General features: G+C 44.4%; 29 protein-coding genes and 1 pseudogene. 11 read left to right on the top strand and 19 right to left on the bottom strand.

The window, feature by feature from the left end; genetic code table 11:
• Positions 1-119: 119 nt before the first annotated feature.
• The 4 genes from M5J74_RS12305 to M5J74_RS12290 form a co-directional block, all read right to left on the bottom strand.
• Positions 120-707 carry a CPBP family intramembrane glutamic endopeptidase gene (locus tag M5J74_RS12305; protein ID WP_041463047.1) on the bottom strand — a complete coding sequence of 196 codons (588 nt, stop codon included), beginning with the start codon at positions 705-707 and terminating at the stop codon, positions 120-122.
• Between the two features lie 40 nt (positions 708-747).
• Positions 748-1,836, bottom strand: coding sequence for a DUF3326 domain-containing protein (locus M5J74_RS12300; RefSeq protein WP_250016824.1), 1,089 nt, complete (start codon positions 1,834-1,836; stop codon positions 748-750).
• A 418-nt stretch (positions 1,837-2,254) separates the two neighbouring features.
• Complete coding sequence (locus M5J74_RS12295) at positions 2,255-2,425, bottom strand: hypothetical protein (protein ID WP_015154382.1); 171 nt, start codon at positions 2,423-2,425, stop codon at positions 2,255-2,257.
• 143 nt (positions 2,426-2,568) lie between these two features.
• Positions 2,569-2,892: a 2Fe-2S iron-sulfur cluster-binding protein gene (locus tag M5J74_RS12290; RefSeq protein ID WP_015154381.1), complete on the bottom strand. Its 324-nt coding sequence runs from the start codon at positions 2,890-2,892 to the stop codon at positions 2,569-2,571.
• Positions 2,893-3,174: 282 nt separating this feature from the next.
• Here M5J74_RS12290 and acnB point away from each other — a divergent pair, with 282 nt between their 5' ends.
• The 3 genes from acnB to M5J74_RS12275 all read left to right on the top strand — a co-directional run bounded on the left by acnB (position 3,175) and on the right by M5J74_RS12275 (position 6,504).
• Positions 3,175-5,787, top strand: a complete 2,613-nt coding sequence (gene acnB / locus M5J74_RS12285; protein ID WP_250016823.1) for a bifunctional aconitate hydratase 2/2-methylisocitrate dehydratase — start codon at positions 3,175-3,177, stop codon at positions 5,785-5,787.
• 64 nt (positions 5,788-5,851) lie between these two features.
• Complete coding sequence (locus M5J74_RS12280; protein ID WP_250016821.1) at positions 5,852-6,094, top strand: antitoxin family protein; 243 nt, start codon at positions 5,852-5,854, stop codon at positions 6,092-6,094.
• Positions 6,091-6,504: a type II toxin-antitoxin system VapC family toxin gene (locus tag M5J74_RS12275; RefSeq protein WP_250016819.1), complete on the top strand. Its 414-nt coding sequence runs from the start codon at positions 6,091-6,093 to the stop codon at positions 6,502-6,504. Before M5J74_RS12280 ends, M5J74_RS12275 begins: the two co-directional genes overlap by 4 nt.
• Before the next feature lie 116 nt (positions 6,505-6,620).
• On the opposite strand, the gene M5J74_RS12270 is transcribed toward M5J74_RS12275, so the two are convergent.
• On the bottom strand, positions 6,621-6,899 hold the full coding sequence (locus M5J74_RS12270; protein ID WP_250016817.1) for a hypothetical protein: 279 nt from the start codon (positions 6,897-6,899) through the stop codon (positions 6,621-6,623).
• A gap of 157 nt (positions 6,900-7,056) precedes the next feature.
• Here M5J74_RS12270 and M5J74_RS12265 point away from each other — a divergent pair, with 157 nt between their 5' ends.
• Positions 7,057-7,251, top strand: a complete 195-nt coding sequence (locus M5J74_RS12265) for a hypothetical protein (RefSeq protein ID WP_106218487.1) — start codon at positions 7,057-7,059, stop codon at positions 7,249-7,251.
• A gap of 56 nt (positions 7,252-7,307) precedes the next feature.
• Here the strand turns inward: M5J74_RS12265 and M5J74_RS12260 are convergent, their stop codons facing one another.
• Together M5J74_RS12260 and M5J74_RS12255 are read right to left on the bottom strand one after the other, a co-directional pair.
• On the bottom strand, positions 7,308-8,549 hold the full coding sequence (locus tag M5J74_RS12260) for a Hint domain-containing protein (RefSeq protein WP_250016816.1): 1,242 nt from the start codon (positions 8,547-8,549) through the stop codon (positions 7,308-7,310).
• A 7-nt stretch (positions 8,550-8,556) separates the two neighbouring features.
• Positions 8,557-8,814 (bottom strand): chlororespiratory reduction protein 7, encoded by a 258-nt coding sequence (locus tag M5J74_RS12255; protein ID WP_106218489.1) that lies wholly within the window; start codon positions 8,812-8,814, stop codon positions 8,557-8,559.
• Between the two features lie 97 nt (positions 8,815-8,911).
• Here M5J74_RS12255 and M5J74_RS12250 point away from each other — a divergent pair, with 97 nt between their 5' ends.
• Positions 8,912-9,895, top strand: a complete 984-nt coding sequence (locus M5J74_RS12250; protein ID WP_015154372.1) for a YegS/Rv2252/BmrU family lipid kinase — start codon at positions 8,912-8,914, stop codon at positions 9,893-9,895.
• A 90-nt stretch (positions 9,896-9,985) separates the two neighbouring features.
• On the opposite strand, the gene M5J74_RS12245 is transcribed toward M5J74_RS12250, so the two are convergent.
• Positions 9,986-10,975: a zinc-dependent alcohol dehydrogenase family protein gene (locus M5J74_RS12245; RefSeq protein WP_250016814.1), complete on the bottom strand. Its 990-nt coding sequence runs from the start codon at positions 10,973-10,975 to the stop codon at positions 9,986-9,988.
• 63 nt (positions 10,976-11,038) lie between these two features.
• Positions 11,039-11,934 (bottom strand): annotated as a pseudogene (locus M5J74_RS12240) (DMT family transporter).
• A 464-nt stretch (positions 11,935-12,398) separates the two neighbouring features.
• Here M5J74_RS12240 and M5J74_RS12230 point away from each other — a divergent pair.
• On the top strand, positions 12,399-14,039 hold the full coding sequence (locus M5J74_RS12230) for an alpha/beta hydrolase (RefSeq protein WP_250016809.1): 1,641 nt from the start codon (positions 12,399-12,401) through the stop codon (positions 14,037-14,039).
• Between the two features lie 153 nt (positions 14,040-14,192).
• On the opposite strand, the gene infC is transcribed toward M5J74_RS12230, so the two are convergent.
• A complete protein-coding gene (gene infC / locus M5J74_RS12225; protein WP_015154368.1) occupies positions 14,193-14,729 on the bottom strand; it encodes a translation initiation factor IF-3 in 537 nt (178 codons plus the stop codon).
• A 357-nt stretch (positions 14,730-15,086) separates the two neighbouring features.
• Between infC and M5J74_RS12220 the strand changes: the two genes are divergently transcribed.
• Positions 15,087-16,028 carry an alpha/beta fold hydrolase gene (locus M5J74_RS12220; protein ID WP_015154367.1) on the top strand — a complete coding sequence of 314 codons (942 nt, stop codon included), beginning with the start codon at positions 15,087-15,089 and terminating at the stop codon, positions 16,026-16,028.
• A 57-nt stretch (positions 16,029-16,085) separates the two neighbouring features.
• On the opposite strand, the gene M5J74_RS12215 is transcribed toward M5J74_RS12220, so the two are convergent.
• The gene (locus M5J74_RS12215) at positions 16,086-16,424 is read right to left on the bottom strand and encodes a hypothetical protein (RefSeq protein WP_015154366.1); all 339 of its coding nucleotides are present in this window, start codon (positions 16,422-16,424) and stop codon (positions 16,086-16,088) included.
• Positions 16,425-16,896: 472 nt separating this feature from the next.
• On the opposite strand from M5J74_RS12215, the gene ilvN reads away from it, so the two are divergent.
• Positions 16,897-17,421 carry an acetolactate synthase small subunit gene (gene ilvN / locus M5J74_RS12210; RefSeq protein WP_015154365.1) on the top strand — a complete coding sequence of 175 codons (525 nt, stop codon included), beginning with the start codon at positions 16,897-16,899 and terminating at the stop codon, positions 17,419-17,421.
• A gap of 1 nt (position 17,422) precedes the next feature.
• On the opposite strand, the gene M5J74_RS12205 is transcribed toward ilvN, so the two are convergent.
• Entirely contained in the window at positions 17,423-17,914 is a 492-nt protein-coding gene (locus M5J74_RS12205) for an NUDIX hydrolase (protein ID WP_199197696.1), read from the bottom strand.
• Positions 17,915-18,308: 394 nt separating this feature from the next.
• Here M5J74_RS12205 and M5J74_RS12200 point away from each other — a divergent pair, with 394 nt between their 5' ends.
• On the top strand, positions 18,309-18,467 hold the full coding sequence (locus M5J74_RS12200) for a hypothetical protein (RefSeq protein WP_165587649.1): 159 nt from the start codon (positions 18,309-18,311) through the stop codon (positions 18,465-18,467).
• Between the two features lie 156 nt (positions 18,468-18,623).
• Here M5J74_RS12200 and M5J74_RS12195 read toward each other — a convergent pair whose 3' ends face one another.
• Positions 18,624-18,806 (bottom strand): hypothetical protein, encoded by a 183-nt coding sequence (locus tag M5J74_RS12195; RefSeq protein WP_041463045.1) that lies wholly within the window; start codon positions 18,804-18,806, stop codon positions 18,624-18,626.
• 166 nt (positions 18,807-18,972) lie between these two features.
• On the opposite strand from M5J74_RS12195, the gene M5J74_RS12190 reads away from it, so the two are divergent.
• Positions 18,973-19,125 (top strand): hypothetical protein, encoded by a 153-nt coding sequence (locus tag M5J74_RS12190; RefSeq protein ID WP_181246550.1) that lies wholly within the window; start codon positions 18,973-18,975, stop codon positions 19,123-19,125.
• Here M5J74_RS12190 and M5J74_RS12185 read toward each other — a convergent pair.
• The 6 genes from M5J74_RS12185 to M5J74_RS12160 form a co-directional block, all read right to left on the bottom strand.
• Positions 19,118-20,515, bottom strand: a complete 1,398-nt coding sequence (locus M5J74_RS12185) for a PP2C family protein-serine/threonine phosphatase (RefSeq protein WP_041462442.1) — start codon at positions 20,513-20,515, stop codon at positions 19,118-19,120. The two genes, M5J74_RS12190 and M5J74_RS12185, sit on opposite strands and share 8 nt — an antisense overlap.
• A gap of 442 nt (positions 20,516-20,957) precedes the next feature.
• Entirely contained in the window at positions 20,958-22,607 is a 1,650-nt protein-coding gene (ftsY, locus tag M5J74_RS12180; protein ID WP_250016807.1) for a signal recognition particle-docking protein FtsY, read from the bottom strand.
• 70 nt (positions 22,608-22,677) lie between these two features.
• Positions 22,678-23,352: a transcription antitermination factor NusB gene (nusB, locus tag M5J74_RS12175; protein WP_015154360.1), complete on the bottom strand. Its 675-nt coding sequence runs from the start codon at positions 23,350-23,352 to the stop codon at positions 22,678-22,680.
• 81 nt (positions 23,353-23,433) lie between these two features.
• Positions 23,434-24,111, bottom strand: coding sequence for a DUF502 domain-containing protein (locus tag M5J74_RS12170; RefSeq protein WP_015154359.1), 678 nt, complete (start codon positions 24,109-24,111; stop codon positions 23,434-23,436).
• Positions 24,096-24,401: a hypothetical protein gene (locus tag M5J74_RS12165; protein ID WP_250016805.1), complete on the bottom strand. Its 306-nt coding sequence runs from the start codon at positions 24,399-24,401 to the stop codon at positions 24,096-24,098. Before M5J74_RS12165 ends, M5J74_RS12170 begins: the two co-directional genes overlap by 16 nt.
• A 94-nt stretch (positions 24,402-24,495) precedes the next feature.
• Positions 24,496-25,377 (bottom strand): alpha/beta fold hydrolase, encoded by an 882-nt coding sequence (locus tag M5J74_RS12160; protein WP_250016804.1) that lies wholly within the window; start codon positions 25,375-25,377, stop codon positions 24,496-24,498.
• A gap of 154 nt (positions 25,378-25,531) precedes the next feature.
• On the opposite strand from M5J74_RS12160, the gene M5J74_RS12155 reads away from it, so the two are divergent.
• Entirely contained in the window at positions 25,532-26,359 is an 828-nt protein-coding gene (locus tag M5J74_RS12155; protein ID WP_371934032.1) for an SDR family oxidoreductase, read from the top strand.
• The last annotated feature ends 1 nt before the right edge of the window (position 26,360 follow it).

The raw sequence follows: 26,360 nt of genomic DNA, 5'->3' as shown, positions 1-26,360 counted from the left end.
GTAGGGTGCGTTTTGAAAACGCACCCTATTAGCCTTACAATTTTGTAAAGCTTTTTTGATTGAAAAGAGTCATAGAGGTGTACGGTTGTTTGGTAGGGGCGCACAGCTGTGCGCCCCTACTACGAATTAGATTGTCCTATTTTCCAAAGATAGCTAGAAATTAAATTTGTAAACGTGTGCGCCACAATTGGAACTAATAAATTGTGCGTGACTACAGCACTGAATCCTAGCAATACACCTACTATAGTTGCCCAAACAACATAAGACCATTGCTGAGAACCACTCAGATGTAAAGCACCGAAGCATAGACTTGATATGGCAATGCCAGTAGCATTTAAACCGAGTGCTGGTAGCATGACCCCTCGAAATAATAATTCTTCACTCAGCCCTGGTAATAACCCTACCCAGATAATGTCTGGTAGTAGCAATGGCTTGAGAACAAATTCTAGATAGAAATCCGAACTACGACGATATGCGGGCCACAATCGATAAACTACAAAGCTAGCAGAAGTAATAATGAGTCCTAGACCAATGCCTGTAAGTATAGATCCGGCATCCCAACTAACACTTAAGAGGGACACGGAACCAAATCTTAACCAGAGTTTTGAGATTATTAAAAATACTACAGCAGTCACACCCATCAACATTAAAATTTGGAGGCGCGACAAAGGTTGAAGACTCGGATCTTGCTGCTGACTCACGGAAATGGCAGGGCGGTTAGGGGTTAGTGATAGTATAGGGCTATGGCTAGTCATCTGTGGTAGATAAGCAATGTAAATTTGCGATCGCCCCACAAAGGACAGTTGGATTCACACCTGCTTTGTGGGCAGCGATGACACCGATTGCCTCTAAATACGAGTTTACTGCGATCGCTTTGATTCCCAGTGGTGCGGGTGGCACTTGCATGGTAGTTTGATTTTCTGCCACAGTAATAATTTGCGCCTGGGATTGGCTTAAACTGAGGACGGCACTACTACCGCAAGCCGTGGCAGGGATGACGACAGCATCAATTTGGTTCGCCCATATGTTCTCCTGTAGAGATGTTACATGTAACGTCTCTACACGGTGTGGATTGACAACGAATTGAGGGGCGCGACTTAACCCAACTAAAACGCTAGGCAAAAATGTATATCCCAATTCTTCCGCCGCCGAACGAGGAGACAAATCGGGATCGAGGGGTAAAGGTGATAACGCGGGAGAATGGGCGCAGGGAATTTGAAAAGTTTTGACAATTAAATGGCTGATAATCGCTTCCGCACCCGCTAGCGGATCGACTCCTTGTCCGTGACGATAGTTTTGCAATGCTTCGCTACCAATATCATCAGGGAAACGGGCAACCACTGCGATCGCTTCTGCCCCAGCTTTACTTATCAATACTTCCGCCGCCCGTAACAAACTATCGGGATTGCCAATTGTTCCCCAACTCGCCCCAGAAGCAGCAGTCCGCAATTCCACATTCAAAGGCGCATCAGTAATAACATAGTCGGTTAAATTTAACCCCAAAGTTGCCCTAGCCGCATCCGCAGCTTGGAGATGTCGCAGTCGCAAATCTGTCTCTATTCCTTTGTCAAGAATTAAACCTATGCGATTTTGATGTATTGGACGTAAACCCCAGCATCCCGCTGCGAATTTGTCAAGTCCGTAGCCTTCAACATAGAAAGCATTAGGTAAAGACCAGTATAATTGTGCGCCATTGAGGACGTTCGGGTGAGTGATGAGGCGATCGCATACCGAAGCAAGTGTTCTAGCAACGGGCATTGCATCACCAGCATAACCACCAATAGCTGCCCCAATTCCAGTAGGGACGATTAAGAGGGCTGTGTAGAGACGATTCATATAAAGTCAAAAGTCAAAAGTTAAAAGTTAAAAATTCGTAGGGGCGGGTTTAGCTAAAATCCTTACCAATTCACCAAGATTGTGATTCAAAACCCGCCCGTACAACCGTGAACAATTCGTAGGGGCGGGTTTAGCTAGAATCCTTACCAATTCATACCAATTTACTCTTTGACGACGACAAAAGAGATCCCCCCACCCCCCTTATCAAGGGGGGCTAGGAGGGATCTTCTGTAGCATAGTTTTAGTGAAATGGTATCACCAAGATGGCGATCCAAAACCCGCCCATACAACCGTGAACAATTCGTAGGGGCTGTTTTTGAGAACATCCCTGTAACAGAACAAACAATTAAAAGTGAGGAGTCAAAATTGAGTAACACCTAGTGCAGAATCTTAGATTGAATTATCTCTCTGATAACTATCAACTGATAACAACTGCTTCGACAATTGCTTTTTGGGTGAGGAAATCTACGCTAGTAATTGCCCAGCGTAACGGTTCTCCAGACAAACGTAATTGTGTCTCAATTGCTTGCAGTAACTGGGCTGGCGTTTCCTGAAGATTAATTTCTAGAGTGATAAATTGAGTAGTCATGTAATGGCGGGAGTCGGGAGTCGAGCAAGGGTACAGGGTTTAATTGTAAATTGTGAATTGCAAATTCTCTCCCCTGTCTCCCTTGTCTCCCTTGTCTTCCTTGTCTTCCTTGTCTTCCTTATCTTCCTTATCTCCCTTGTCCTTCACTTCTGGGGTTGTCCAAATTGCAAATCGTATAACTCGTCTTCTTTTTCCGTTTCAATTTTCAAATCGGAACGGGGACGGGCAACACATAGCAAGACATAGCCTTGTTGTTGAAGTTCGGGACTCACACCCATTCCATCGCTTTGATCTACAGTTCCTTCTAGAATTTTGCCAGCGCAGGTAGTACAAACGCCTGCATTACAAGAACTCGGCAAGTCTAGCCCAGCAGCAGTAGCAGCCCGTAAAATGATTTTGTCTTCTGGGACTTGGATCGTGTGAGTTTCGCCTTGATGATGAATTTGAACCGTGTAAGTTTGAGACATATATAAAGTTAGGGCGATCGCAAGCTCGAACGCAGCATCAGCTATTGTAAATTGCTCACCAGTTATTTTATCTTGTACGGTCGGGTTCTAACGAATGGTCATTAGTCATTCGTCATTTGTCATTGGTTGTTGGTGAGTAGCTAGTCACCGAATCTTTATTTAGTCACTAGCCACCAGCCACTAACCACTGATAACTGTTAACTGATAACTGATAACTGGCTCTTGCTAGCACTAAGCTGGAAGTAGGAAGTAAAAATACTGGAGATCCTTAAGAGGTAGAGAATGCTGGAACAATATCGGCAGCAAGTAGCAGAACGCGGGGCATTAGGTATTCCGCCGTTACCATTGGATGCGGCACAAACATCGGATTTGTGTGAATTGCTGAAACATCCGCCTGCTGGGGAAGAGGAGACATTGCTGCACCTGTTGCGCGATCGCATTCCTCCTGGTGTCGATCCGGCGGCTTATGTCAAGGCTGGGTTTTTAACGGCTGTGGCTAAGGGTGACGTGACGAGTCCCCTTGTTTCCCCTACAGATGCGATCGCTTTATTGGGGACGATGGTAGGCGGTTATAACGTGCGATCGCTAATCGATCTACTCAGTGCGGAGGCGACTTTAGCTGCTGCTGCTGCCAAGGCTTTGAGTAAGATCGCTCTAGTTTATGAGTCTTACCACGATGTTTTGGATTTGTCAAGTGAAGGCAATCCTTACGCTAAGCAGGTAGTTGATTCTTGGGCAAATGCCGAGTGGTTCACTTCTCGCCCGACTTTACCTGAAGCTATCACCGTCACTGTATTTAAAGTGCCTGGGGAGACGAACACGGACGATTTATCTCCTGCACCCCATGCTACTACACGCCCTGATATTCCCTTACATGCCTTAGTGATGTTGGAATCGCGGCAACCTGGTAGTTTAGAAACGATCGCTCAGTTAAAGCAAAAAGGACATCCTGTAGCTTATGTTGGCGATGTTGTCGGTACGGGTTCTTCCCGCAAGTCGGCGATTAACTCGGTGTTGTGGCATATCGGTCAAGATATTCCCTGCATTCCCAACAAGCGGGCAGGGGGGTATATTTTAGGTAGTGCGATCGCGCCAATTTTCTTCAATACAGCTGAGGATGCTGGTGCATTGCCAATTCAGTGTGATGTCACCCAGATGGAAACGGGTATGGTAATTACCATCCATCCTTATAAAGGGGAAATTACCAACGAAGCAGGCGAAGTTATCTCTACCTTCACTCTCAAACCCGACACGATTTTAGATGAAGTTCGTGCAGGCGGACGCATCCCCCTATTAATCGGACGTACCCTTACCGATAAAACTCGCACGGCTTTGGGATTAGAACCGAGTCCTATCTTTACTCGTCCCAAGCAACCAGTTGATACGGGTAAAGGCTATACTCTAGCGCAAAAAATGGTGGGTAAAGCTTGCGGTTTACCTGGTGTCCGTCCTGGGACTTACTGCGAACCGATTATGACTACTGTTGGTTCCCAGGATACCACGGGACCCATGACGCGCGATGAGTTGAAAGAACTTGCATGTTTGGGTTTCAGTGCTGACTTGGTGATGCAAAGTTTCTGTCATACGGCAGCTTATCCCAAACCTGTAGATGTGAAAGTTCACCACGAACTCCCCGATTTCATGTCTTCTCGCGCTGGCGTTGCCTTGCGTCCTGGGGATGGTATCATTCACTCTTGGCTGAACCGGATGCTGTTACCCGATACTGTCGGTACAGGTGGCGATTCTCACACTCGTTTTCCCTTGGGAATTTCTTTCCCTGCTGGTTCTGGGTTGGTAGCGTTTGCAGCGGCTTTAGGTGTAATGCCTTTGGATATGCCGGAATCTGTTTTAGTTAGATTCAAAGGTGAGTTGCAACCAGGTGTAACGCTGCGAGATATTGTCAACGCTATTCCCTACGTTGCTATCCAAAAAGGCTTGTTGACGGTAGCCAAGCAGAATAAGAAGAACATCTTTTCTGGACGGATTATGGAAATAGAAGGCTTGCCAGATTTAAAAGTCGAACAAGCTTTTGAACTCACCGATGCGACAGCAGAAAGATCTTGTGCGGGTTGTACCATCAAATTGAGTATCGAAACTGTTTCCGAATATTTGCGTTCTAATATCGCGCTGATGAAAAATATGGTAGCGCGGGGTTATCAGGATGCTAAAACTATCATGCGGCGCGTTGCCAAGATGGAAGAATGGTTAGCAAATCCTGTGTTGATGGAAGGCGATGCTGATGCAGAATATGCCGAAATCATCGAAATTGATTTGAATGAAATCAAGGAACCAATTGTTGCCGCACCTAACGATCCTGACAACGTGAAATTGTTATCGGAAGTGGAAAACGATCCGGTACAAGAAGTATTTGTTGGTTCCTGTATGACTAATATCGGTCATTATCGGGCAACCGCGAAAGTATTAGAAGGTGCTGGCGCTGTTAAAACTCGTTTGTGGATTTGTCCGCCTACCCGCATGGATGAAAAACAACTCAAGGAAGAGGGTATTTACGGTGTGTTTGGTGCGGCTGGTGCGAGAACAGAAATGCCTGGTTGCAGTTTATGTATGGGTAATCAGGCGCGGGTTGAAGATGGCGTAACGGTGTTTTCTACTTCTACGCGCAACTTCAATAATCGCATGGGTAAAGATGCCCAAGTTTATCTCGGTTCGGCAGAATTAGCTGCTGTTTGTGCGTTGCTCGGTCGTCTGCCTTCCGTACAGGAATATATGGACATCGTAGCGCATAAAATTCATCCTTTTGCTGGCGATTTGTATCGCTATTTGAACTTCGATCAAATCTCAGGTTTTGCGGATGAAGGACGGGTAATTCCTTTAGAAGAGATGCCTCGGATTGAGGATATTTTGGGAATGCCTACGGCTGCTAGTAAGTCATAATTGTAGGGTGGGCAATGCCCACCCTATTTCTACATAAATTTTGCACAATAGGATAACTTGAATTATGAGTGAAACTATAACAGTTGTATTTGACGGTCAAGTTTTTCGTCCAGATTCTCCACCTAATTTAGAACCAAATACACGCTACACTATTACAGTTGAATCTGTCGAGCCTGTAGTTAAAGACAATGCTTGGGATGTTCTAGAGGCAATGGCAGGAACGGTAGAAGCTCCTAGCGATTGGTCTAGCCAACACGACCATTATCTATATGGCACACCAAAACATAACACTGAAAATATTGAATGAATGGCGATCGCTTGTTTATAGATACTGTATTTATTCAAGCCTTACTGAATCGTAATGACCAGTATCATCAACAGGCTAAATCTTTTTTACCACGATTACGTGCTGCTTTAGAAGTATGGGTAACTGAAGCAGTTTTGATTGAAGTTGGCAATGCTTTGAGTGCTACTAATCGTACAGCAGCTATTCAGTTTATTGAGCAGTGCTACCAGACCAGTAATATACAAGTTGTCTCTGTCGATACGCAATTGCTAAGCCGTGCCATACAACTTTATCAATCTCGTCCAGATAAAACCTGGGGACTTACGGATTGCATATCATTTATTGTTATGCAAGACCAAAGTTTAATCGATGCAGTTACAGTTGATAGGCATTTTGTCCAAGCAGGTTATCGTGCTTTATTGTTAGAGTAATTTTAGCAAATGTATTAGACTGAGCAGTATCTTTACTTGCAGCAATCATAAAACCGTAGAAAGTTTCTAACAAAAGTCAAAAAGTTTTTATTTTTATTGCTGCATTCTGTTAGTTCTCACTCTTTGCTGTATTTGCTAGAATCATGCTTACTGCTAAGCCTAAATATTACTCCCAGCAACCTAAAAATCATGCCCAAAAAGAACATTGTTACTAATCCATAAACCAAAATATCCAATCCAAGATCTCCAATTAGCTCTCTTTGGAATTTTGTTTTCGGAGAAGTCCAATAAAAACTGGGTTTCCAGTATTGCAAAGCAAAAAATAATAAAAGTATCAGAGCTGCTATGGCTGTGCCTTTATAACTATTTGTTAACTTGTTAGCCTTGGGAGACATAACCTTTCTTAAAGAGAGTAATATGGTACTAAACAAATATTATCAGTAGAATAGAAAAGTCGTGCTAAGCGTCTAAGCGTCTAGCTGGGGGCTGTTGAATTCTAGTTTTGTTAAAAGCATCTGGTAGTTCTAATGTAAATTTAGGAAAGAAGTAACGATGCTAGAAATTCACAAAAGTTATATCCTTGATGAGAAAGGACAACCTATAGCCGTACAAATTCCTATTGCTGAGTTTGAAAAAATTGAAGAAATACTAGAAGATTATGGCTTAGCGCAACTGATGAATGAAGTAAAAGATGAAAAGCCACTATTTAAAGATGAAGCTTTGCAACAACTCATAAAAGAAGAGTAAAGCGCGATCGCACCCCTACCTCTACAAATGCGATCGCTATTTTAAACTATAAATATTTAAGAATCAACTTGCTCGATTCCCATTAAATACCACTTATGTTCAGCATCTATACTAATATTCCAATATTCAGTAAAAGATCGCGGTTCAGGTTCGCCACTTCTGACGTATCCTTGAGGAGAGAGAACGAAGTTAGTTATTTTTGCATTTATCTGTATTTTAAACATATGCTTGTCTTGCTCTTGTCTGTAACTAATCGGTGCAAGTTCAATTATTTCAGGTTGATAAACAATATCAAAATTATTGCCAAAATCACGTAGAAAAATATATTCTTGTTTAGAGTAAAATGGCTCGGCAACATACTCAACCATTCGAGTAAATTTTTTCATCGTCCAGTCAGATTGATACTGGATAAATAGTTGACTTACTTTTTCTATTAGTTCCGCTTTACTACATATGTGCTGATAGTCTTGTTCGTTAATTTCCGATCTAATTGAAATTAAACGCCAAATTTCATTGTCTTTTGTATAGCTAGCAGAATAGCAATTGGTAAAATTTGGATTTACAAGTGTAGCAAATTTAATTAAATCTAGATTATCAGTAAAATCTTTTCTAAAAAAACGAATAGAATTATAAATTTCTCGTCGAAATCCAAAAGGTACTAGTATAGCCAATAAGAGCATACCCACAAATGCAAGACTGTAAATAGTCTTTTTAGTAATTGGAGCAGATGAACCACCTCCATGTCCTCCACCAGAAAAGCCTCTACCACCGCCGCCATGTCCTCCTCCACCACCGCCGCCACCTTTGTTATGTACTAAAATTTTGTTGGCATAAAAGTTATGCTGAAGATTAATAGAAATCAGATTATAGACGGTGATAGGTTTATTTATATGCTCAATAGAAGAAATAATATGAGTAGCAGCATCTTCTCCTACAAGGCGATCGCCTACTTTTATTCTTCGCGCTTCAACTAAATCGATTCCTGTAGAAGTTTGAATGTAAAACGGGTGAGTTCCCGTAACTTTGAGCGTTTCGTTAATTATAAAATAATCAGGAGAAGATAAAACTTGAATTTCACCAACTTTCCCTACTTCAGAATGATGCGTGGTAAAGTTGTAACTAATAACGCGATCGCCTGGATGCAATTGCTCAATTAATTTATCGCCCGTTGGAGTTGAAATTGTGGTTCCCTCTCCAAAGCAACCGCCACGAGCATAAGCAAAATTAGGTAAACAGAAAAATAATAATAAAATAGCCAAACTCATTCCTAACAGTTTGGCACATCCAATAATTTTCATTGAAATATTACTTTTCTAACCGCACGGCGTACCACTGTAAAAACTGCCCTGGTTCTAAGTCTAAATCGCAACTCGTATCGATTAAATACTTAGCCTGAGCTTCGATAGAGTTGAACTTTTGCAACTCTGGGGGTAAATTCTGTTGCCTCTGACTCAAAACATCTTTAAGCTTTTCTAACAATTCCGCAGCCGTAAGAAATTGTTCTGGCTGGTTTGGTTCTAGGACAACAAAGTGATCCTCTTGATACATTAAAGGGTCTGTCATAAATTAATTGTAACTTAGGATATAGTGACAAAATGCGTGTTTCAGCTGCTAGTTTAAAAGAAAACGCAACTATCTGAGTGCCGAATCGGAAGATTTTATGACCCGAAAGACAGCTTGCCTAGTATTTAACCCAGTTGCTGGTCAAAGTAACCCCGAACAAGATTTAGCACAAATTAGATCGCTGTTAGAGCCGGAGTTTGACTTGGATATTCGGATGACAACAGCAGAAATGGATGCGGATGAAATCGCCAGAGAAGCGATCGCAGATGGCGCAAAAGTTATTATCGCATCTGGCGGCGACGGTACTCTCTCAGCGGCGGCTGATGCTGTAGTGGGAACGGATATTCCCTTAGGTGTTATTTCTCGCGGTACGGCTAACGCTTTTGCCGCAGCTTTAGAACTACCAGATACAATTGAAGCTGCTTGTCAGATGATTTTAGGAGGAGTAACGCGCAAAGTTGATGCGGCTTTGTGCAACGATCGCCCGATGGTATTGCTAGCTGGCATTGGGTTTGAGGCGGAAACGGTAGAAAAAGCAGATCGTCAGGCGAAAAAGCGATTTGGAATGCTAGCTTATGTAATGGCTGGACTGCAACAGTTGCGCGAATTGGAAAGCTTTACAGCAGAAATTGAGACAGAAGACAGAATTATCAACGTCACGGCTGCTGCAATTACCGTAGCCAACGCCGCACCACCTACCTCGGTCTTAGCTCAAGGTCCAGACGGGGTAGTATTCGATGATGGACTATTAGATGTTACCGTAGTTTCTTCTACAACTCGCGCCGGAGCGATCGCAGCTTCTTTTCACTTACTCTCTACAGCTTTAAATGAGAATGCAGCCGAACGAGATGACGTAGGGTATTTACGCGCCGAACGAGTCAAAATTCGCACCGATCCGCCGCAAAAAGTTGTTTTAGATGGCGAAATCATTGGTGAGACACCTATCGATGTTAAATGCATTCCAGATGGACTGACGATTTTTGTCCCAAAGGAAGCAGCACCACCCTCAGCCGCAGAAAAACTGGAAGGACTGCCAGATTTGATTGTGGAAAATAAAGTGGTTGTCGGGTTTGCGGATTAATCAGTTATTAGTGACTAGTGACTAGTGGCTGGTGACTAGAATTCTCCCCCTTGTCCCCCTTGTCCCCCTTGTCCCCTCCCAACCAAAAAGCTACACTTCCACCACAACTTTCCCGACTGCTTGACCTGATTCGGCGTAGCGATGGGCTTCTGCGACTTCGGAGAAACGAAAGGATTTAGGATCGAGTAAGGGGCGGATTTTGCCCTGGTCTACGAGTTTGGCAACGTTGAAGAGGATTTTGCCATGTTCGGCTCGTTCCGTGCCGCATAACATACGTAAGAGCATGAAAACGACGTGTAAGGTTAGTCCTTTGGCATGAAGGGGGCTGAGGTCGTGGGTAGAACGGGTAGAAATAGAGACTACTGTACCGTGCATTGCTGCCGCAGCGAAAGAGCGATCGAGGTTGTCTTTACCAACTGTATCAAAAACTACGTCAAAGCCTTTGCCTGAAGTGTGTTCTGCTACGTATTCTTCTACGGTTTGCTGGCGATAATTGATGACTGTATCGGCTCCTAAATCGCGGGCGATCGCTTTCTTCTCTTCATTAGAAACTGTAGTATAGACTTTTGCCCCCGCCCATTTTGCCAATTGAATGCCAATATGACCGACTCCTCCAGTTGCAGCATGAACTAGTACTTTTTGTCCTGGCTGGATTTTGGCGCGATAAATTAAACTTTCCCAGGCTGTAATTGCGACTAATGGTAAAGCAGCAGCTTCTTTCATTGAAAGCGATTTGGGCTTTAATGCAAGTAAATCGGCATCGGCTAGCATATATTCTGCTAAAGCGCCACCCATACCTTTAAATCCGCCTGCACAGCCGTAGACTTCATCCCCAGGTTTAAAAGTGGTGACTCCTTCCCCCACTGCTTCAACTACTCCCGCAACATCTCCATGCAACACGGCAGGGAATTCAGGCGCGATCGCGGGCATTGCCCCTCGTCGCAGTTTAAAATCAACTGGATTAACGCTGGTAGCTGCAACTCGAATCAAAACGTGACCAGGAATAACTTCTGGTTTAGGTAATTCTACAGTTTGGAAGACACTTGGTTCGCCAAAAGAGGCGATCGCTTGGGCTTTCATGGTAATTGGTAATAGGTAATGGGTAATTGGTGGTTGGTGTCAGTATTGCGATAGTTTTGACTTTTAACTTTTAATTTTTGACTTTTTTCCTAATGCCACTGTCATCACTACTATAGTTGCAGCTCCTAGAGTTAGAGGTGTAATTGTCTCACTTAGTAACAGCGCTGAGGCGAAAATTGTCAAAAATGGCTGCAAAAGTTGAACTTGTCCGACTCTGGCGACACCACCCAAAGCTAGTCCGCGATACCAAGGGAAAAAAGCCAGAAATTGACTGATAATACTAACGTAAGCAAATCCCAACCAGGCAGAAGGGGAGGCGGTTAATCCATGCTGGTAAACTGCGATCGCGGTTGGTATGACTAATATTGGGGCTGTAAACACTAATGCCCAACAAATCACCTGCCACCCACCTAAATCTTTTGCCAACCGTCCCCCTTCCGCATAACTCACAGCCGCAGCGAAACCCGCGCCAAGTAAAACCAAATCTGCCCAGTGCATTTGTCCTGCACCCGAAACAATCGCGAACAGCACGACGGTGATACTACCTGCAATGCTGGCAATCCAGAAACCTAAACTGGGGCGTTCTCCTAATCGCCATGCGCCTGCCAATGCCGTTGCTAAAGGCATCAGTCCTAGAACCACTCCGCCGTGGGCAGCTGGTAGCTGTTGCATTGCCCAAGCTGAGAGTAAGGGAAATCCTAAAACCACCCCGCAGCAACAATCGCTATACTTTTCCAGTAACGGCGCTTGGGTAAGGGTTGATGAGTTATTCGTAAAACTACCATTGCCAAAAATGCTGCGACAATCGCCCTTCCTAAACCAACAAAATTGGGGTCAAAATCGGTGACGGCGACGCGAGTTGCTGGTAGTGTTAAGCTAAAGCCGAATACCCCCACAAAGCCATATATTAATCCCAGTAGTTCAGGATCGATGCCGCGAAATTTTTGATTTTGTCTCACCCTTGCAACTTCCTCTTTCTTGGCGCACCACAGGGAATACTTTCAGGTTTAGCTAATCATTTGGCGATCGCAGAAGGTACGGATTGAGAAGTTTTGTCCTAGTACAGTTTTAGTAAAGTTGGTGCTGCTATAGTTCGATCCGTTTTATAGCGAGTTTATAGCGGTTCGATCTGTAGGGGCGCACAGCCGTGCGCCCCCAGAATTGTCGCACACGCGATCGCGAATTGCGATCGAGCAAATTCTGTAATCGGTAGATTTTGGTTAGTAGTTAATAGTTAATAGCCATTAACTATTAACCGCCCTTATGGAATCACAACTAGAATAGACTCTCCCTAGTATAGTTTCAGCAAAGTTTGTCTCGCTATCGCTTGAGTCTAGAAGCGCGATCGCTTTTTCATGTTCGCATTTTGTGACATGATTTATAGCTTTTTAAAACGCTCGCTCTACAAAAGGATGTAAGCATAATGTATTCTTCTGAATCTAATCTGCCGGATGCCGAGCCGTATACAATTTACGAATTTCAAGGAAATGATTCAGCCAAAATCCCTGGTTATTTAGTCGCTAGCACTGCAACACTTAATGTCGAACAAAAAGGCGATGCTACTCAGTCTTTTCTCACTTTCTCTAACTTAGATATTCTGAATCTAAATCGTTTTGGTTCGACGCGAGAAATGTTGGAAGAGATTGCAGATCGTTTACTCAAAAGTCAAGAACCAGAAATTATAGTTAACATTCATGGATATAGTTCTACCATTTCCGACGGACAAGAGGGATGCCAAAAAATTTACAATTATGTTAACGAAAAGATCGCTCAACCCAACAAGTATGTTTTTCTCGGTTATAGGTGGGCGGCTGAAAATCCCTTTAGGCAAGACGAATCTGGTACTTTTCAAGAGAAACTAAGAAATGCATTCGATTCCTTGCCAATTTTACCAGGCGTTATCTTTGTTGTTGGTGCAATTATTAGTATATTTTCTAGCGCGATCTTACTATTTTTGTCGCCCAAAGAATCTAGCCTGTTCCATTTTTTATTAGTCAGTTCTTTAATTTTATCGGGCTTGGCATTTACCACAATTTTTACGCTGTTTCTCCTCAGAACTGTGGTTTATTTTCGCGATGGTTATAGAGCCAGAAACTATGGCGTTCTAGATTTAGTTGAACTCTTCAGGCAACTCGATCTCATATTACAACAAAAAGGAGGAGGGCAGCGAGTCAAATTATCATTTATCGGTCATAGTATGGGATGCTATGTCATCACAAATGCAATTCGCATCCTTTCTGATGTTTTTGACGATCGCGCGATCGGCAAACAACCAAGCTCGCATATCGGTCAAATGTTTTGTTTGGAACGACTAATTCTAGTTGCACCTGATATTCCTGTAGAAACAATTTTACCAGGAAGGGCTAATTTTCTCCGTTCTTCTTTACGTCGTTTTGAGGAAGCCTATATCTTTTGTAATGAGGGGGATCTTGCTTTAAGACTGACTTCTACCGCAGCCAATTACTTTAGCTTTCCAGCTAGAACTCGTATCAGTGGTTATAGACTGGGTAATGTAACTGTGAGTCGTTTTCGCGATCGCTTCGATCGCACTGGTTATATTCCCCAGTATGGAATTGTCAATTTATCTCAGCAAGATGACGCGATCGATCGCCCGTACAAATATCTCGAAATTCGTTCTTCTAACCGAGAACATCGAAAACTCGAAGAAATGAGAGCATTTTTAGAAACAGAGGTGCAAGCCGCAGATTTCTTTACCTATTTTGACTGTACGGATTACAAAGACGAACCGAGTCAACGTACAGGAATTGTTAGCTTAGCTTTACAACAACCAGCGATAAACTTTTGGGATTACGTGTTGCTCTCGGTTGCTGCTATACGCAAATTGAGAAATTACAACGATCCTCAAGGTGTTGATACTCATACTGGCTACTTTGAAGGTAAATTTAGCCAGCAAGCAATCTACGAACTAGCCTTTCTAGGATTTCAAGGGTTTTTACAATCTCTAGCACCAGAAGCACAGGAGAAAGCTCGAATTGACGTTTTATCTAAGGAGTGTAGCAAGAGGCAAATACAAGTCGTTTTAGCACCAAGGCTTAAATTTTAGTCGCTCTCTAGCACGAAAATTTGCATCTGTACTGGTACACGGATTACGCCTGCGCTCCACGTTAAAACAAAATTGCGATCGCACACAAATCTACCATCCTAACGCGCGATCGCAAATCAAAAGCCCCCCAATTTATCGGGGGGTTGGGGGGATCTACTTCTTAGGAGAGATCAACATCATCATATTGCGCCCTTCCTTCTTCGGCGCTTGTTGTAACTCTCCTACCTCTTGCAGATCCGTTGCCATCCGCTTGAGCAAGGTTTCTGCCAAATCGCTGTGTTGAATTTCCCGACCTCGGAACATCACAGTTGCTTTCACCTTATCGCCATCTTTCAAGAAGCGTTCGGCTTGATTGACGCGCACTCGATAGTCATGTTCCTCAATCTTGTAGCGCATCTTCACTTCTTTCACGTCAGCCGTATGCTGCTTCTTCCGAGCTTCCCGCGCCTTCTTCTCCTGCTCGAATTTATACTTGCCGTAGTCCATAATTCGGCACACAGGCGGATCGGCTTTATCACTGAGCAGAACGAGGTCTAACTCTTTTTCCTCAGCAATTTGCAGTGCTTCGTAGGGAGTTAAAATTCCCATCTGACTGCCATCAGTATCGATGACTCGAATCTTAGGGAAGCGAATGCGTTCGTTAATTTGGGGTAAATCTTTTGTGGGTCTTCTTTTTTCAATCACAGGCATATAGGATTATTAGCAACTGTTTGTTAGATAACTGGGATGAATCCAGCTTGAGCAACTATTAGACTAAGACAACTATGTATACCTTCACACCAAAGAATCGGCTTTCGGAAACGTAACTAGTAGAGTCTACAATCCATAGCAAACAGCAGGCTTTCTTAGTACTTGCAATTCACGATAGCACTTTTTTCTGCTAGTTAGGGGTAGGGAAATTCCTCTATTTGCGAACTCCGATCGCCATCCATTTGTTAAGATCGCCTTAACTTATCAGGATAGATGCGATCGCCTCCCATCAAAACATCTCAATTGTTAAAATAATTTAGAGATTTTATAACTTTATTCAAATTGACCAAAACAAGCGTGGATACCTTATTACACTGGCAGCAACGGGTAGGTAGTCAAAGAGACTGGATTTGGCGTGGCTGGCAGACTCGCTACACTTTTATTCGCCCAGAACAACCTCAGCCTCAGACAACACCAATAATTTTACTGCATGGCTTTGGCACGTCAATCGGTCATTGGCGACAAAACTTAGCCGTGCTAGGGGAACAGCACACAGTTTACGCGCTAGATATGTTGGGCTTTGGTGCGTCGGAAAAAGCTCCAGTGAGCTATAAGGTAGAACTGTGGGTAGAACAAGTTTACGATTTCTGGCGCACGTTTATTCAGCATCCAGTCGTCTTAGTTGGTAATTCTATCGGTTCGCTAGTGTCGCTGAGAGCAGCAGCCATGCATCCCGATATGGTGCAGGGTATTGTAATGCTCAGTCTTCCCGATCTATCTATCCGACAGGAAGCCATACCTAAGATTTTACGTCCCGCGATCGCCGCGATCGAAAATCTCTTCACCTCACCCCTATTAATTAAAACCATTTTTCGCATTGTCCGCCGCCCCCAAGTGGTAAAGCGTTGGGCAGGCATTGCATATGCTAATTCTGAAGCCGTAACTGATGAATTAGTAGATATTTTGTTAGGACCAGCTCAAGACCGAGGTTCGGCACAAGCTTTCTATGCCACGCTAAAAGCTATGTTGGATTCTCAATTCGATCCTTCAGTCAAGAGCATCTTGCCAAATCTAAACATTCCCATCCTACTGATTTGGGGACAGCAAGACCGCATGATTCCACCCGCTTTCGCTCCCAAGTTTGCTGCTTACAATCCTAACGTGCAGCTTCTAATTTTAGAGAATGCAGGACATTTCGCTCATGATGAGTGTCCTGAAGAAGTCAACCAAGCAGTCTTGAACTGGATCGACTCTTTCCTTGCCCGTCCCGATCTTGCTCTATACAAAGTTAATAATTAGTTGTTAATGGTTAATTGTTTGTATCGCCATTAACCATTAACAATCAGCCATCAGTTTTTATCCGATACTGACTTGATCGGTAGTTACGTCAGTTGCGCCTTGAACGTTTCTGGCAACAGAAACCATTTTTTGCAAAATATCTTGGCTGGGAACCTTGCCTTTTAAAACCACGGTACTGCCCGTTTGAGCTACGTAGAGAGTATCAATGTCAGTTAAGCTTTGGTCTTCATCAAATGCCAAAGCAACACGCTTAGCTAAACCACTCTGATCGTATTCTCCATTCAATCCTAGACGCTCGGGAGGAACTGATTCAGTGGCAGCAGCAGCCTGTGGCGTAGGATTAACTTGAGCATTTTGCGGTTTGTTCATGCCAAACAGTCTTTGTAACCAACCCATAGATTTTTCTCCTCAGTAATTAACTGCTCTCAGTGTAAGTTTGTGTAGCGATCGCCACACCTATCCGAAAGAAGATATAGTCACAAGTCGATCATCTTAAGAGTAAATCTACGAATTGAAGTTTAATTAAGTTAAATTTAATTTTTTTAGCTACTTTTTAACCTACAATTGCGCTGCAAGTCTCATTATCTACTTAGCGATCGCCCAACTCCCTTTTTGAGGAACGCTAGGGGAGCGAGTCTAGCTTCAAGCGCGTAACTCCTGCAACGACACGCGCCTTTTTTTCAGCTAGAAAACATTTGTTGAGAACGAAAGACGAGATAGATCGAGATAGAATATAAGGCTGAACAGATTGATTTTAGCGATCGGACAGAAAGTAGAGAGCAGTGAATAGCAACTATCAACCATCAACCATCTTCACGCATTGTAGCGCCAGCGCTTACCATCAACCATCAACCATCAACCATTAAAAATGAAACACACCCTTTCAGTTCTAGTGGAAGATGAAGCGGGGGTACTAACCCGCATTGCGGGTTTATTTGCCCGTCGTGGCTTTAACATTGAAAGCCTTGCTGTCGGTCAAGCGGAGCAAAACGGAGTCTCTCGAATTACAATGGTAGTCCCTGGGGACGATCGCGTTATCGAACAGCTGACCAAGCAGCTATATAAACTTGTCCACGTCCTCAAAGTCCAAGATATCACCGAAGTTCCTTGTGTCGAGCGGGAATTGATGTTGATTAAAGTGAATGCTACTAGCTCTAATCGCTCGGAAGTGATTGAAATCGCTCAGATCTTTCGCGCTAGAGTGGTCGATGTGGCTGAAGACTCTCTTACCTTAGAAGTTGTCGGCGACCCTGGTAAAATTGTCGCGCTCGTGCAGTTATTACAAAAGTTTGGACTGCGAGAGGTCGCCCGTACAGGTAAAATTGCCCTCGTGCGAGAGTCGGGAGTCAATACGGAATATCTTAAGTCTCAAGTCGAGGTAAAAGTGTCGTGAGTTAGGCTAAAGTCGTCAATCCGGCAAAATAGTCCTGCAATTGTTGGTTGTGGTCGTGAGCAAGTTGACCGGGAGGTAAAGCACCAGGAGGAAATGCACGAACTTCCATCACTTCTAATGGATCGCGGACTTTCATCCTGCCTGTGACATCTGCCTCAACTACAATACAAATCGAATGGATGCGCGGATCGCGATCGGGTGCGGAATAAACTCCTACCAGTCGTCGAATTTTGACTAAATCCAGCCCCGTTTCCTCAGCTAATTCTCGTTTGACTGCCGTAGCCACATCCTCACCCCAATCTACCATCCCTCCTGGTAGCGACCACAGCCCATTATCACGACGGCGAATCAAAACGATCCGACCATCAGGCAAGATGGGAATGATACTCGTGCCTGGGACGGGATGACGAAATATGATGCCGATGACAGTTTGAATAAATCGCCACCAGCGGCGTAGGGGTTGGGCGATCGCCTTAAAACTAGAAAAAATCACTATTTAACCGTTAATTAAAATTTATAAATTTTCATATGCTGAAAAAATTCGGTGAAACCCCAGACAGATAGTCTATCCCAGCTTTTGATAATGTCTTAATATAGTTTAAGTTCATCTTATCATTTATCGATCTCCAACTCAAAACTATGCCCAGAGCTGTATTTAGCTATAGCTTTTTCCCGAGATTAACTATTGAGATTCATTAATGTTTCTTAATGCAAATGGTGGCGATCGCGCGTGCTAAGTTGGAATTAGCTGACTACTACAGTCCGATTGGTTTATACTTATGACATTAATCCGCTAAGCTGGGAAAATACCGCTGATGTCGGTGAGTCCAATCGCCTCTAGAAACTCTAGGGGTGGTGTTTTGTTGTCTACAAATAATGAGGTGAACATGGCTAAGCGCCGTAACCAAAAAAAAGAAAAGGCGCTACGGAATCAGGCATATGCCCGTAAGTTTCGTAAACGTGCAACTACGGGTCGGATGCAGAATCGTAGAAATCAACCTCAACCACAGGCTGAGGAAGATGAGGATACAGCAGCTAGTAACTAAGACCAGTTAACAGTTATCAGTTATCAGTTATCAGCCACAACCAAGCTTTCTGTAAAGAACAAAGACCCTGGTTCTTATTTACAATCTCGGTTGCTGACACAGTGTAAAAATGTTGCATGTAACGTCTTTACACTGGTCACTGGTCACTGGTCACTGTTAACCAAAGCTAGTCATGCTTTTGACTAAAAAGCCAATAAAAATCCCGATCAGCAAAGCCCATACTTGCCCTGTTTGGATAAAGTGATCGAAAGCTTTCTGCCATTGACCTAGCAGATCTGGATCTTTGATACTTTGAGCTAGCGTACTATGCCAAGGCAAGTGCCAAAGTATTTGAGACATAGAACTCAAAACTTGAGTGTAGTGGGAAAACCACGTAGTGAGTGGAAGAACTGAACCGACAACCATAACGAGTCAATCTCCTAGCTGAGTATTTGCCTTCTCAAGGCAGCATAAGTTCATGACTGTCGTAACACATAGAATTGGTAGTGACCAGTATCAGTGACCAGTGACCAGTGACCAGTTATCAGTGAAGAAAGGGAGCGGGAGGAAGAGAGCTGAGGGAGTTGAGGAAGCGCAAGGTTGCGCTCGGGAGCAAGAGCTGTCAACCAACAACCAACAACCAACAATCAACAACTACCAATTACCAACTACTAGTTGATTCGCATCACTACTAATGTCATATCGTCTTTATTTTGGTTAGTTGCGCCACTGATGAATTTGTGAACTTGAGCGAAAAGATATTCGAGAATTGCTTGGGGGTCTTGACAGTGGCGACAAGCAAATTTGAATTCGCCTTCTAGCCTTTCTTCGTCAAAGCGATCGCCTCTTTGATTAGCAGCATCAGTAAACCCGTCTGTATAGTAAATAATTGTGTCTCCTGGTTCTAACTGAACTTGAGCATCTTCGTAATTGCTATGAGCTTCAAGCCCGATCAACATGCCCTCTAAAGTATCTAAGCGCTTCACTGTTTTTGTAGCTGCTTGCCATAATAAGGGCGGATGATGGGCTGCATTACTGTAAGTCAACCTGCGCGTCTGTGGGTTGTATTCTGAATAGAATAAAGTGACAAAACGATGGGAATTTTCTAAATCGGTATACATGACCCGATTCAAATGCTGCAAAATTCGAGCTGGAGAATGTTCGTTTAATGCCTCAGCGCGCAACATTCCCCGCGTCATAGTCATGATGAGTCCGGCTGGAACCCCTTTGCCCATCACATCACCAATTACTAAGCCCCAGCAACTATCAGGGTTGCTACTTTTACCGTCTGCTTGATTCAAGTCGCGCTCGATCGGGATGAAGTCATAGTAATCTCCGCCAACGCGGTTTGCTGGCTGACATCTCGCCGCTAGAGATACCCCAGGGACGTTAGGACATTGGCGAGGTAAAAGTCGTAATTGAATTTCTGCGCCAATTTCTAACTCGCGGTCTAGACGCTCTTTTTTGCGTAGTTCTACTTTTAGTTCGTCATTTTCAATTGCTACTGCTGTTTGATCGGCAACAAGTCGGACTAACTTCTGTCTGGTTTCCGTCCAAGTATATTCGGGATCGCTGCTAAAGACGTATAGTCGTCCCCGTTCTGCCTGCTTGACTAAAATTGTCGTACCAAATAACTGTATTTGCGATCCTAAGTGATGGCTGACTTGAGCATCTAAAGTTGCCGTAGCAGGAACGATTTGGGCTGTTGTAAGTGCAGTGGTGACGGCACTCGTGGCTGTTTCTAAAGCTTTACGGATTTGTTTGCGTTGGTGAATATCTTGGCAGTGTAGCTTTTCCAAGCTCACCTGACCGTTGGATTTGTAGAGGAACAATACCCCGCCGTCAGCATCCGTTACCCGTGTTGCTATTAACGGAATTAGTTCGAGAAACTGATTCAAATTATTGAAGCTCCTGAGGGCAAATCCCAAGGAACTTAGCAAATCTTGTACCTTATTCTGTTCCCGATACAGGCGCGCCACTAGTTCTTTGAGCGCTACAACTGGGTTAACATCAGTAGCGGCGCTGCTAGTTCGATCGGTGGGTTGGAAGGGCGGTTGAGGCACAGACACGGGTTTAGTTTTATTATGTTAGAGAGTAGTCGTGAGCCATCAAGTTAGGCAGTAAGAGTCATAGAACCAATAGCTAAGTAGTTTAGCAATGTCTTTTGAAGGATATACCTACAGCTACACTAAAAAAAGTGTGTTTTACCCCCTTTTGCTCCTGTTAGTATAGATTCTTTGACAACAATGTAGCTGAAAAAATTTTAATTTTAATTTTGGATTTTACTAAAACTAAGTTAGTTGCTGCATTTTATTGACTTTTACGCATAAGCAGGAGCGATAGGTTAAGTTGAGATATCTTAACTTAAAATTCAATACAATTGCTGTCAAAGTATTACTGAATTTAGAGGGAGCAGAGAGCAGGGAATGAACAGGTGGATTCTTCCTTGTCTTCCTTGTCCCCCTTGTCTTCCTTGTCCCTTAGTTTTCTCTTTCTTCCCCCAGCCCCTAGTTACGTTCCGATCAGTGCTTCTACAAATTCGTAGCTAGAAAAAGGACGCAGATCTTCGATGCCTTCTCCAGCGCCGATGAAGCGAATTGGGAGATTGAGTTGCTGCACGACTGCTAGAGCCACGCCACCCTTAGCCGTGCCATCAAGTTTAGTTAAGACTACACCGCTGAGCTGAGCGGCTTGAGCAAACACTTCTGCCTGTCGCAAGCCGTTTTGTCCCAGGGTAGCATCGAGGACGAGTAAAGATTCTACACGGGCATCGGAAGCTTTTTTATCGACGATACGACGAATTTTACTCAGTTCGTCCATCAAGTTTTTCTTGTTTTGCAGTCTCCCAGCTGTATCGACGAGTAGTAATTCTGTGTTGCGTGCTTGTGCGGCAGCGATCGCATCAAATACCACTGCGGCTGGATCGGTATTTTTACCAGGGTTGGCAATCACTTCGACATTGCTCCTTGCGCCCCATACCTTCACTTGTTCCACGGCAGCGGCGCGGAAGGTATCTGCTGCCCCAATTAGGCAGTCGTAGCCGGACTTCTGCGCGATATGGGCGAGTTTACCGATAGTTGTGGTCTTACCTGCCCCATTGACTCCGGTAATTAACCAAATATTGAGTCTATCTTTTTCTGGAACAAAAACAGGGCTGCAATTTTGCAGGGGGCGATCGAGCATATCTCGGAGAATCTTTTTCAGATAAGCGATCGCGGCATCTGGGGGTAAGGCTGCTTGCTTGATCTGATTTTGCAAAGCTTCGATGATGTAATCCGTCGCTTCCACTCCAACATCCGCTTGCAGCAGCAGAGCCTCAATTTCCATCACTGCTGCTTGGTTCAGCGGTCCTTGACCGACAATTGATTTTAACTGGTTGACAATGTTACGGCGCGTTTTGCCTAAACCCTGCCGCAGCTTTTTCAACCAAGTAATTTCTTCGAGCGAAATATCTTCTGGTCGCCGTCCTTGCGCCGCCAGAACCTCTGCCGACCACAAAAATCCTTCATCAAAAGCAAAGTCAGGAGCTAAGTCAGTATCGGCTGTAGGTGTAGTAACTTCTGTTGCCGTCACTGGCTGTAATACTTCTGGTTCTGGTTCCTCGATCGCAGTTGCCTTTAGCCTCTCCAACCTTGCCTGACGCTCTGCTTCTGCTTTTGCCCAAAAAGGTACGCTCGCTGTTTCCTCCGGCGCAGTTGCTTCTGGTGTTATTTCCTCTGCCGCTGTTTCCTCCGGCGCAGTTGCTTCTGGTGTTATTTCCTCTACGATCGCTGATGCTTCTGTTGTAGCTATTTCCTCAGTCGAGATCGGTTCTGCTAGCGTGGCTGTTTCTGCCGTAACTGGCTCTTCCGTCTTGACAAGTCGCTCTACTTGTGTATCTAAAGCTTCTGCTTCGGATTCCGCTAACTCAGCAGCTTCCTCAGCTCCCTCAGCTTCCTCAGCTCCCTCAGCTCCCTCAGCTCTCTTTTCTGGAGCTTGCTGCTGCCTTTCTTGAATACTTTTATAGGCTGCTTTAGCAAAGCTGAGATAATCTACTGCTGCATCTTGAGCCGATTGTTCCTGGGATACGTCTGCTGGTTGCTCCGGTGCTGGAGTAGCAGGTTGCTCCTCTTGTGGAGTAGAAGATTCATCGTGTTTGCGGCGGAACCAGTTAAAAGGCATTGTCAGTTATCAGGGAACAGGGAACAGGGAACAGGGAACAGGGAGCAGGGAGCAGGGAGCGCACGAGCAGTCACTGTTGACTCTTGACTTCCGACTTCCGACTTCCGACTTCTTTTTGTTTTAAGCGATCGGTGACGCGGCGCAAAACGCCGTTGATAAATTTGTATCCTTCGTCTCCACTGTACCGCTTTGCGAGTTCTACTGCTTCATCGATCGCGACACTAACCCGATCTTGAAAACCTAAAAATTCAATTTCGGCTACTGCAATCCGCAGGATATCGCGATCGATCCGCGCCAGTCGATTTAATTGCCAGTCTACTAGAGCCTGTTCTAAAATTTCATCAATTTCAGCTCGGTTTTGATTGACTGTATTCACAAGTGTTAGTGCGTAACGGCGGACATCAAAATTTGGTTCTGCTGCCGTGGCTGATTGGATCGTCTCTGGTAGTTGCATGGCTGTAGCAAGGCGATTGATTGCACTTTGAGTCAATTGAATCCCATCCTGCAACATAGCTCTGGCTGTTTGGACATCGTTAGCACGGGTTTCGCTCGTCAAGAGGCGATCGTTTGCCCGCTGAACTTCTCCAGAAGCCGTCTCTAGAGCATCTTCTACTTCCGTTGTCAAAGTTCTGACGGCTGCAACTAACAAATTAGATAGTTGTTGCGCTTCCAATTTTTCTGAGGAATTAGGCAGTTGGCTCAAACTAAGCAGAGCCAATTCGCGAGCAATACTTCGTGCTTTCATTATTGGAAGGGTAATTGGTAGTTGGTAGTTGGTAGTTGGTAGTTGGTAGTTGCTCGGCAGTGACTGACAACTGATAACTGTTCACTGATTAATCGCTTGTCCTTGGCGATCTAGCAAAAGTGGGGGTAGGGGCGCATTGGGGGAAACAATACCACCAGAGATAATGACTTTAAAGGCATCTTCAACGGACATGGATAGGTCGATCGCTTCGTCTGCTGGAACAATGGCATACCATCCGGTGGTTGGGTTGGGGGTTGTGGGAATAAATACGCTCAGCATCGGGCGATTCATGTGAGATTGAATTTCATGACTCATAATCCCAGTGACAAAGGCGATCGCCCATATACCCCGCCGAGGATACTCTATTAGAATAACGCGCCGAAACTTCCCATTAGAATCTTTAAGCAGGGTTTCGAGCAATTGTTTTAAGGTTTTGTAAACTGCTCCAGCTAAGGGAATGGCTTGTAATAATTGTTCTCCGAAATCGAGCAGCCAGCGTCCGGCGATATTGCGTGCCATTAAGCCGATCGCTAAAATGCACAGCAGCGGTACTGTTAGACCTACTGCTAAGTTGATGAGATTCACGAGGAAGGGGTTCATTTCATCTAACGGATTCAGTTGTTTGGGAATCCGCGTCAGAAATTCGATCGTCCAACTAGCAACGGCGATCGTCAGCCAGATTGTCGTAGCTAAGGGAATGACGACCAATAATCCTGCAATCAGGTCATTTTTTAGATCCTGTTTCAACCTTTCAAGCACAAGCTGCTGATTCTCCTTTGTCTGGCTATTGACTTTAGCAAGCCTCTTTTCCTGTTTTTCCCTAATTGGGGAGAAGCAATTTTATAAATAGGCATATCTCTATAATATTTTGTTGACTCTGTAAATAAATATTGCAAGTGGGAATTGGTAGTTGGTGGTTGGTAGTTGGTAGTTGGTAATGGGTAATGGGTAATGGGTAATGGGTGGTTGTTGCACCTGAAGCCCACCTGCTCCCCTGCTCCCCTTGTCCCCCTTGTCCCCCTTGTCCCCCTTCGCCCCCTAATCCCCACTCCCTTCGGTCGTGGGGTCCCCGAGTTCCCCCTTGTCCCCCTTGTCCCCCTTGTCCCCCTTGTCCCCCTTGTCCCTCCACTCCACGCATCACTCCTACAAATACTTCTGTAACAAGCCGATCGCGATTTCCGGGGTTTCTAAATGTGGTAAAACACCAGCATGGGCGATCGCCTCAAATGCAATAATCGATCGCAAATTCAGCTTTGCTAAGCGTCTTCCTAAGCCTATTTTGGTAAATTGTGCTTGCTCTCCCCATAAGATCGCTGTGGGTACGGTTAGCTGCGGTACGTACAAAGCCAAGTCAAAATAAAGATTAGCCTTGAGAAAAGCAAGGGCAGCGTATTCGGCATTGGGTTTTTGAGCAGAAGTGAGATAGGCTGCTACCATTTCTGGCGTGACTCGTTCTGGTTCGGCAAAGAGAAATTGTTGGAGAAAGTTACGCACAGAGACTTCGTTTTCTGCACCTATGGCATAAATTAGGCGATCGAGTAAGGGTGTACTAATTAACTGTAGCGGTAGTCTGCGTCCCGCACCTTCGCCGAAGTCGTCAAACCCAGAGGGACAGATGAGCAAGAGAGATTGAAATAATTCGGGACGCTGAACGGCAAGGCGAATTACTAATGCTGCTGTTAAAGAAGAGGCAACTACCCTGATGGGAGGATGGCAAGCTTGAATAAATTCAGCGATTGTAGTGAGATAGTCGGCAATTTGATATTCTCGCACGGGATGCGCTGATTCGCCCCAACCAATTAAGTCGGCTGCAAGAATCTGGTATTCGCTGGCAAATGCAGGGTAAACTTTAGACCATTCGTAAGCTGAAGCACCGCCACCAAAGCAGTGTAGAAAGACTAGGCGAGGTAATTCATGACTGGATGAGGATAGCCAAGGTGCGGCTACCTGGGTGTAGTAAGTCATCGATCCTAAAGAGGTGGCGATCGCCTGTTTTCCAAAGCCAGGGGGCTGAAATTGATTCATGTTAATTTGAATTTGAACGCGCTTGATTTCGACATTTTGACTTTTGTACGGGCGGGCTTACCAAAAAACTCTGACTCCGACAAAGATTTCGGGTGAACCCGCCCCTACGAATAACTTTTGACTTTTGACTTTCTAGAGAGATTGAATGCAAACTATAAAAGTAGCAATTATAGGCTGTGGTTATGTCGGTAAGGCGATCGCGCGTCACTGGCAGCAGGATGGTAAATATCAGATTACCGCAACCACGACAACTCAGGCACGGATGAGCGAGTTAGAACAATTAGCTCAGCAAGTTGTCATCGCTAAAGGAGACGATGAAGCCACTCTCCTGTCAGCCATCCAAGATCGAGATATTGTCATTCTGAGCATTGCGCCTAAATTTTTTGCAGCTGATAGCTACGAATCTACTTACCTACAAACTGCCAAGAATTTAATTCAAGTTTTGCCACAAACTGCTGTTAAACAAATTATTTATACGGGGAGTTATTCTGTTTACGGCGATAAAAATGGGGCATGGGTAGACGAAGAATCACCTTTAACGCCAGCAAATCAAAACGGACAAGTTTTGGCAGAGACAGAAGAAGTATTGCTCTGCGCTGCGAGTGACAAATTGAAAGTCTGTATCTTACGCTTGGGCGGAATTTACGGTGAAGGGCGGGAATTGACAAAAATCTTCAGTCGTGCATTTGGTACAACTCGTCCAGGGAACGGGCAAACCTATACGAATTGGATTCACCTTGACGATATTGTCGGCGCGATCGCCTTTGCCGCAGAAAGGCAATTAGAGGGAATTTATAATTTAGTAGGTGATGAACCTCCATTATCTCGCGATTTGTTGCAAAATTTGTGCGATCGCTATAACCTGCCTCAAGTGTTGTGGAATCCTGAGTTATCGGAAACCCGTCCATACAATGCCAGGGTATCGAATCGGAAACTCAAAACCGCAGGATACAGTTTTATTCACCCAGAAGTTTTGATTTAGG

The sequence above is a fragment of the Chroococcidiopsis sp. CCNUC1 genome, assembly GCF_023546805.1.
GTDB classification, from domain to species: domain Bacteria; phylum Cyanobacteriota; class Cyanobacteriia; order Cyanobacteriales; family Chroococcidiopsidaceae; genus Chroococcidiopsis; species Chroococcidiopsis thermalis.
Note: the sequence above shows the minus strand (reverse complement) of the source record. Positions and strands in the feature narration are given on the sequence as shown.